This is a genomic window from Microbacterium umsixpiens (assembly GCF_053543675.1).
Window position 1 is genome coordinate 15626 of sequence record NZ_JBLVOH010000213.1, and the last position, 7335, is coordinate 22960.

General features: G+C 67.7%; 8 protein-coding genes. 7 read left to right on the plus strand and 1 reads right to left on the minus strand.

The window, feature by feature from the left end:
• Window positions 1-41: 41 nt before the first annotated feature.
• The gene (locus ACNPM4_RS18310) at window positions 42-2573 is read right to left on the minus strand and encodes an ATP-dependent Clp protease ATP-binding subunit (protein WP_029262445.1); all 2532 of its coding nucleotides are present in this window, start codon (window positions 2571-2573) and stop codon (window positions 42-44) included.
• A 176-nt stretch (window positions 2574-2749) separates the two neighbouring features.
• Between ACNPM4_RS18310 and ACNPM4_RS18315 the strand changes: the two genes are divergently transcribed.
• The 7 genes from ACNPM4_RS18315 (at window position 2750) to ACNPM4_RS18345 (ending at window position 7298) form a co-directional block, all read left to right on the plus strand.
• Window positions 2750-3373, plus strand: a complete 624-nt coding sequence (locus tag ACNPM4_RS18315) for a hypothetical protein (protein ID WP_448986643.1) — start codon at window positions 2750-2752, stop codon at window positions 3371-3373.
• Window positions 3373-4020, plus strand: coding sequence for a hypothetical protein (locus ACNPM4_RS18320; protein WP_105711934.1), 648 nt, complete (start codon window positions 3373-3375; stop codon window positions 4018-4020). The genes ACNPM4_RS18315 and ACNPM4_RS18320 overlap by 1 nt, the downstream gene beginning before the upstream one ends.
• Window positions 4020-4793 (plus strand): hypothetical protein, encoded by a 774-nt coding sequence (locus ACNPM4_RS18325; protein WP_448986644.1) that lies wholly within the window; start codon window positions 4020-4022, stop codon window positions 4791-4793. The genes ACNPM4_RS18320 and ACNPM4_RS18325 overlap by 1 nt, the downstream gene beginning before the upstream one ends.
• On the plus strand, window positions 4790-5026 hold the full coding sequence (locus ACNPM4_RS18330; RefSeq protein WP_029262449.1) for a helix-turn-helix domain-containing protein: 237 nt from the start codon (window positions 4790-4792) through the stop codon (window positions 5024-5026). Before ACNPM4_RS18325 ends, ACNPM4_RS18330 begins: the two co-directional genes overlap by 4 nt.
• Window positions 5027-5065: 39 nt before the next feature.
• Window positions 5066-5311 (plus strand): CopG family transcriptional regulator, encoded by a 246-nt coding sequence (locus tag ACNPM4_RS18335; protein WP_448986645.1) that lies wholly within the window; start codon window positions 5066-5068, stop codon window positions 5309-5311.
• Complete coding sequence (locus ACNPM4_RS18340; RefSeq protein ID WP_448986646.1) at window positions 5308-5760, plus strand: TA system VapC family ribonuclease toxin; 453 nt, start codon at window positions 5308-5310, stop codon at window positions 5758-5760. The genes ACNPM4_RS18335 and ACNPM4_RS18340 overlap by 4 nt, the downstream gene beginning before the upstream one ends.
• A 110-nt stretch (window positions 5761-5870) precedes the next feature.
• The gene (locus tag ACNPM4_RS18345) at window positions 5871-7298 is read left to right on the plus strand and encodes a dicarboxylate/amino acid:cation symporter (protein ID WP_448986647.1); all 1428 of its coding nucleotides are present in this window, start codon (window positions 5871-5873) and stop codon (window positions 7296-7298) included.
• Window positions 7299-7335: the final 37 nt, after the last annotated feature.

The window sequence follows — 7335 nt, forward strand, 5'->3', positions numbered from 1 at the left end:
CCCCCCCTTTCGCGATTCAGCCTTCGTGATTCAGCCGGAGGTCACTCCCCGCTGGCGACCGCCAGGTCGGGGGTGCCGGCGATCGCGCCGCCGCCGGTGTTGGCACCGACCGCGACCTTCTCGCCGCGCGGGCCGTGCTCGAACAGGAACTCCCCGTCCTTCGCGTCGACCTTCACGTGGTCACCCGAGTTGAGCTCACCGTGCAGGATCTTCTCCGACAGACGGTCCTCGACCTCGTGCTGCATCGCGCGACGCAGCGGTCGGGCGCCGAGCGCCGGGTCGAAGCCGATCTCGATGAGACGCTCCTTGGCGGCCTGCGACAGCTCGATCGTCATGTCGCGGTCCAGCAGACGCTCGCCGAGACGCTTGGCGAACAGATCGACGATCTGCACCAGCTCGGTCTTGGACAGCTGCGGGAACACGATGATGTCGTCGACACGGTTGAGGAACTCGGGCTTGAAGTGCCGCTTGAGCTCTTCGTTCACCTTGCCCTTCATCCGGTCGTAGCTGGTCGAGTCGTTGCCCTCGATCTGGAAGCCGACGGGACCGCCCGCGATGTCACGTGCACCGAGGTTGGTGGTCATGATGATGACCGTGTTCTTGAAGTCCACGATCCGACCCTGGCCGTCGGTGAGCCGACCCTCTTCGAGGATCTGCAGCAGCGAGTTGAAGATGTCGGGGTGGGCCTTCTCGATCTCGTCGAAGAGCACCACGCTGAACGGCTTGCGGCGCACCTTCTCGGTGAGCTGGCCACCCTCTTCGAATCCGACGAATCCGGGAGGGGCACCGAACAGACGCGAGACCGTGTGCTTCTCACCGAACTCGCTCATGTCGAGCGAGATGAGAGCCGCCTCGTCATCGAACAGGAACTCGGCGAGCGCCTTGGCGAGCTCGGTCTTTCCGACGCCCGTGGGGCCGGCGAAGATGAACGAGCCCGAGGGACGCTTCGGGTCCTTGAGACCGGCACGCTGACGACGGATGGTCTTGGAGAGGGCGGCGATCGCCTCTTCCTGACCGACGACGCGCTGGTGCAGGGCCTTCTCCATGAAGACGAGTCGGCTGGACTCCTCTTCCGTGAGCTTGAACACGGGGATGCCGGTGGCCTGTGCGAGCACCTCGGCGATCAGACCCTCGTCGACGACCGCGGAGGTCGCGACGTCGCCCGCACGCCACTGCTTCTCGAGACGCAGACGCTCGGCGAGGAGACTCTTCTCCTCGTCGCGGAGGGATGCGGCCTTCTCGAAGTCCTGCTCCTCGGAGGCGACTTCCTTCTGCTCGCGCACCGTGGCGATCTTCTCGTCGAACTCACGCAGCTCGGGCGGGCTCGACAGGATCGACAGACGCAGGCGTGCGCCGGCCTCGTCGATCAGGTCGATCGCCTTGTCCGGAAGGAACCGGTCGGAGACGTAGCGGTCGGCGAGGTTCGCCGCGGCCACGATCGCACCGTCGGTGATCTGCACCTTGTGGTGCGCCTCGTAGCGGTCGCGCAGCCCCTTGAGGATGTTGATGGTGTGCGGCAGCGTCGGCTCGTTGACCTGCACCGGCTGGAAGCGGCGCTCGAGCGCCGCATCCTTCTCGAAGTGCTTGCGGTACTCGTCGAGCGTGGTGGCACCGATGGTCTGGAGCTCACCACGAGCGAGGAGCGGCTTCAGGATGCTGGCCGCGTCGATCGCACCCTCGGCGGCACCCGCACCCACGAGGGTGTGGATCTCGTCGATGAAGACGATGATGTCGCCGCGCGTGCGGATCTCCTTGGTGACCTTCTTCAGACGCTCCTCGAAGTCACCGCGGTAGCGGGAACCGGCGATGAGGGAGCCGAGGTCGAGCGAGTAGAGCTGCTTGTCCTTCAGCGTCTCGGGCACATCGCCCTTGACGATCGCCTGGGCCAGACCCTCGACGACGGCGGTCTTGCCGACGCCGGGCTCGCCGATCAGGACGGGGTTGTTCTTGGAGCGGCGGGAGAGGATCTGCATGACCCGCTCCGCCTCCTTCTCGCGCCCGATCACCGGGTCGAGCTTGTTGTCTCGCGCGGCCTGGGTGAGGTTGCGACCGAACTGGTCGAGCACCGCGGAACCACCCTGGGTGCCGGCAGGCGAGTCGTTGGTCTGCGCACCGACGGATGCCGGCTCGCGGCCAGGGGCTCCGGAGAGCAGCTGGATGACCTGCTGGCGGACCTTGTTGAGGTCGGCGCCGAGCTTGACGAGCACCTGAGCGGCGACGCCCTCGCCCTCACGGATGAGGCCGAGCAGGATGTGCTCGGTGCCGATGTAGTTGTGGCCGAGCTGCAGGGCCTCGCGGAGGCTGAGCTCGAGCACCTTCTTGGCGCGCGGCGTGAACGGGATGTGCCCGGTCGGCTGCTGCTGACCCTGGCCGATGATGTCCTGCACCTGCTCGCGCACGGCGTCGAGGGAGATGCCGAGGCTCTCGAGGGCCTTGGCGGCGACGCCTTCACCCTCGTGGATGAGGCCGAGCAGGATGTGCTCGGTCCCGATGTAGTTGTGGTTGAGCATCTTCGCCTCTTCTTGGGCGAGGACGACCACTCGACGGGCTCGGTCCGTGAATCTCTCGAACATGCTGTGACTCCTTATTCGCACGGGGCGAAGACGCGTGAAGCGCTTGTACATCGAGAGTAACCACCGCGCAGGGCACGTATGCCCGTGTTCGCCGTGGGCATACCGGGGGTTGACCGAGTTATCGACTGTCGTTATGTTAACGACAGTCGATAACAACCGAACCCCAGGAGGCAGCGATGCTCACCAGAGAAGCACGACCCTCGCTCATCGACGGTGTGGCCCTCGGGCTCATCGCCACCGGCGCGGTCAGCGTCGGGATCGGCGCGATCGTCGCCGTCACCTCCGCCGCCTCCGAGATCTTCGGCACCGCGCCGACCGTGTCGATGCCCGTGCATGACGTCGACCTGACCGCGCTGGACGGAGTCTCCGGCGTGGGCGCGGCGACGGTCGACACCGCGCTCGTCACGGTTCCGGCGATGCCTTCGGGGGCCCGCTGGATGCTGCTCCTCGAGACGCTGCTCCCGGCCCTCGCGACCGTGGCGCTGTGCGCCGGCGTCTGGTGGCTCGGCGTCTCCCTCATCCGCTCGCGGCCCTTCCGCGCATCGCTCGGCTGGATGTTCGCGGTCGCCGCCATCCTGATGATCGCCGGCTCGTTGTTCGGACAGTTCGCCGGCGGCGTCGGCCGGGCCATGATCGTGCAGGACCTCGCCGCCACCGATCCGCAGGTCGAGGACGTGCTGTGGACGCTCCTCGTGCAGTTCGACCTCGCACCCGTGGGCTGGGCGTTCGCCCTCGCCCTCGTCGCCGGTCTGTTCGAGATCGGCCGAAGACTGCAGCGCGACACGGAAGGACTCGTCTGATGACCACGACGAACACGACCACCAGAGCCACCCGATCCGAGACGGCGGATGCCATCACCGTGATCCTCTACGCCGCCGCGGCGCTGGTCACGGTCGCGTTCGCCACGATCCTGCGCGTCGCGCGCACGTTCCGCGAGACCGGAATCGCCTGGACGATCCCGATCGACCAGCAGCCGATCTCGGCGACGACCGACTCGGGCGCCATCTCGATCGAAGGGTTCGCCGACGAGGCGATGATCATCGCGAGCGGCGTGGACACGGTGTCGATCGTCGCGATCGTCGCCGCCATCGCGCTGTGGGCTCTCGCGGCGCTCCTCGTCATCGCGAGCGTGACCCTGGTCGCCTGGAACTTCCTGCGCGGCCGCTTCTTCGTCCGCGCGAACGTGTGGGCGTTCAACGCGATCGGCTGGACGCTCGTGGCAGCGCCGATCCTGATCGTGATGCTGGAGACGATGGGGCGCAACGGCGTGACGAGCGCTCTCGGTCTCGGCGACGGTGAGCCCGTACATCTGGTCGAGTTCTGGACGATCGCGCCGTTCTTCGCCACGGGGGTGACTGTCGGGCTGGTCGCCGTCGCATTCCGCCGCGGCATCCGCCTCCAGCACGAGAAGGCGGCGCTCGAGAAGGAGACGGAGGGACTCGTCTGATGCTCGCATTCGGATCTGACGAACTCGGACAGTCCCTGCTCTACATCGGGATCGGGCTCGCGGTGATCGCGGCTATCGTCGGACTCCTGGTCTGGAACGGCCGTCGACGGGGAAGCCGCACGATCGCGCTGGACGCGGCCCTCACGCTCTCCGGCTGGTGGATCCTGCTCTCGGCCGTGGGCGCCGTGGTCACCATCATCAAGGCATTCACGGTCGACTGGGCCGAACTCCACGGCCAGACGAACGTGTATGTGGACTGGCCCGCGAATCTCCCCTGCTCGGAATACGGCGACAGCGCGACGACCATGCTCACGTGCAGCGGCGAGGCGCTCACGGACTTCACCGTCGGGAACGCGTCTCTGGGACTGCGTTTGCTCGCCGCGGCAGCCCAGCTGAGCACCCTCGCCCTGTCCACGATGCCGGCCGTGATCGTCGCCGTGATCTGCTTCTACACCCTGCGAGGGCGGGTGTTCTCGCACATGGTGACGCGCGCCCTCACTGGTGGAGCCGTCGCCGTCCTCGTCATCGGGGTGGCCGCCGACCTCCTGGGTGGCATCGCCGCGACCACCGGACTGCGCGAGGTGTTCCCGCCCGACAGCGAGTGGTACCCGGTGGTCTTTCAGCTCACCGTCACACCCTGGCCCTTCCTGGCCGCCCTCGCACTCGCGGCCCTCGCCGCCGTCTTCCGCCAGGGCATGCGCCTCGAGCAGGACAGGGCGCGTCTGCAGCAGGAGACCGAGCGCCTGCAGAAGGACACGGAGGGACTGGTGTGACCCCGGCCGAGAGCGACGACGAACTCACCGGCATCCACTGCCGGCTCGACGAGCTGCTCGCCGACCGCGGGATGACCCTGACCGAGCTCAGCGCCACGGTGGGGGTGAGCATCGTGAACCTGTCGGTGCTGAAGAACGACCGCGCCCGCGCCATCCGCTACTCCACGCTGCGCGCGATCTGCGAGGCGCTCGACTGCGAGGTGGGTGAGCTGCTCGTGCTGGCTCCGCGCTGATGCAGGCAGATGTCTGCGTCCACGAGTATGCTTGTCTGCATGCGAACCACCTTGAACCTCTCCGAAGCCCTCGCGGCCGAGGCGAAGGCGCGCGCAGCCGAAGAGGGCCGGACCTTCACGAGCTTCATCGAAGAGGCCCTGCGAGAGCACCTGGCGAAGCTCGAACCCGCGGCGCCCGTCGAGCCCCTGCCAACCTTCGGCAACCCGCGCACATCACGATTCCTCGTCGACATCGACGACCGCGACGCGTTGTGGGAAGCACTGGAAGAGACTCCGATCCGGTGATCGTCCCCGACGTCAACATCCTCGTCTACGCCTTCCGCGCCGACTCCGCGGAACATCAGACCTACGCTCCGTGGCTGAACGAGGTGCTCACCCTCGAACCGGTCGGCGTCTCGGACACGATCCTGAGCGGGTTCGTCCGCATCGTCACCCATCCGCGGATCACCACGGCCCCGGCACCGATCGACGCGGCGATGGCCTTCACCCGCAGCCTCGTCGCCGCCCCGCGCACACAGTGGCTCACGGCAGGGGCGCCGACTTGGAACCGACTCGACGCTCTCGCCGCGGGCGATCAGGGCATCCGGGGGAACCTCGTCCCCGACGCATACATCGCCGCGCTCACTCTGGCGAACGGCGCGCGCCTCGCCACCCGAGACCGTGGGTTCGCGCGATTCCCCGACCTGAAATGGTTCGATCCGGCGACGGACGCGCGAGCCCGCGGCGGCAGCTGAGCGAACAGCGTCATCGTTCGTCATATCCGCCCAGGGAATTCCCAGGCGGTCATAGCGTTGGGCCTCAGGGCGCGCACTCGGCGCGCCGTGATCCTGGAGTCCCCACCCTCATGAGCACCACCGCACGCGCCCAGAAGGCGCCTGACACCCGCGGGCCGGTCCGGAAGCTGCTGACCTCGTTCGGCTTCCAGATCCTCGCAGCCCTCGTCCTCGGCATCGCCGCCGGTCTGATCGGCCGCCAGCTCGGAGCCACGGCGGAGAACCCCAACGGCCTGTCGGCCACCCTCGACACGATCGGCAACTCGTATGTGACGCTGCTGCGCGCCGCTGTCGTCCCGCTGATCTTCACGGCCATCGTCGCCAGCATCTCGAACCTCCGTCGCGTGCAGAACGCCGCACGCCTGGCCGGGCAGACGATCCTGTGGTTCGCCTTCACCGCGTTCATCGCCGTGATCATCGGCATCGTCCTCGGCCTCGTGATCCAGCCGGGCAACCGCGCCGGCGAGGGCCTCGAGACCGGCGAGCCGTACACCGTGGGTACCTGGTGGAACTTCCTGCTGGGCCTGATCCCGCAGAACTTCCTCGGCCTGACGGTCAACACCTCTCCCGGCGCGGTGGAGGGCACGTTCTCGTCGAGCGTCGGCTTCAACATCCTCCAGGTCATCGTGGTCGCGGCCGTCATCGGCATCGCGGCACTCAAGGCCGGCAAGAAGGCAGAGCCCTTCCTCGTCTTCACCGAGTCGCTGCTGAAGGTCATCCAGCGCGTGCTGTGGTGGATCATCCGCATCGCCCCGCTCGGCACCTTCGGTCTCATCGGCTCGGCCGTGATCAAGTACGGCTGGGAGAAGCTCGCCTCGCTCGGCTGGTTCGCGGCCGCCGTCTACATCGGCCTCGCGCTCGTGCTGTTCGTCGTGTACCCGATCCTGGTGCGCACGCACGGCCTGTCGATCAAGCAGTACTTCTCGGGTGTCTGGCCCGCCGTGCAGCTGGCGTTCGTCAGCCGCTCCTCGATCGGCACGCTGCCCCTCACCGAGCGCGTCACCGAGCGCAACCTCGGCGTCCCGCGCTCCTACGCGTCGTTCGCCGTGCCGCTGGGGGCGACCACCAAGATGGACGGCTGCGCCGCGATCTACCCGGCCATCGCCGCGATCTTCGTCGCCCAGTTCTTCGGCATCGAGCTGAACTTCGTGCAGTACCTGCTGATCGTGATCGTCTCGGTCGTCGGCTCGGCGGCCACCGCCGGCACCACCGGCGCGGTCGTCATGCTCACGCTGACGCTGTCGACCCTGGGCCTGCCGCTCGAGGGCGTCGGGCTGCTGCTCGCGATCGACCCGATCCTCGACATGGGCCGCACCGCGGTCAACGTCGCGGGCCAGGCGCTGATCCCGACCATCGTCGCCAAGCGTGAGGGCATCCTGAACGAGGAGCTCTACAACGCGCCGCGCGAGGGCCTGCCCTTCGCCGACGACTCCGGCGACGACGAGGATGCTCCCGAGGCGGATGCCGCCACGGACAAGGAGCCGGTCGGCACCCGCTGACCCCATTCCCGCCTCGCACAGAGCGCCCCGGCCCCTC

Excerpts from the sequence above, each read along its gene's own strand:
- ACNPM4_RS18325 (WP_448986644.1), top strand. The coding sequence starts at position 4,020 with ATGCTCGCATTCGGATCTGACGAACTCGGACAGTCCCTGCTCTACATC.
- ACNPM4_RS18345 (WP_448986647.1), top strand. The coding sequence starts at position 5,871 with ATGAGCACCACCGCACGCGCCCAGAAGGCGCCTGACACCCGCGGGCCG.
- ACNPM4_RS18310 (WP_029262445.1), bottom strand. The coding sequence starts at position 2,573 with ATGTTCGAGAGATTCACGGACCGAGCCCGTCGAGTGGTCGTCCTCGCC.
- ACNPM4_RS18335 (WP_448986645.1), top strand. The coding sequence starts at position 5,066 with ATGCGAACCACCTTGAACCTCTCCGAAGCCCTCGCGGCCGAGGCGAAG.
- ACNPM4_RS18320 (WP_105711934.1), top strand. The coding sequence starts at position 3,373 with ATGACCACGACGAACACGACCACCAGAGCCACCCGATCCGAGACGGCG.
- ACNPM4_RS18315 (WP_448986643.1), top strand. The coding sequence starts at position 2,750 with ATGCTCACCAGAGAAGCACGACCCTCGCTCATCGACGGTGTGGCCCTC.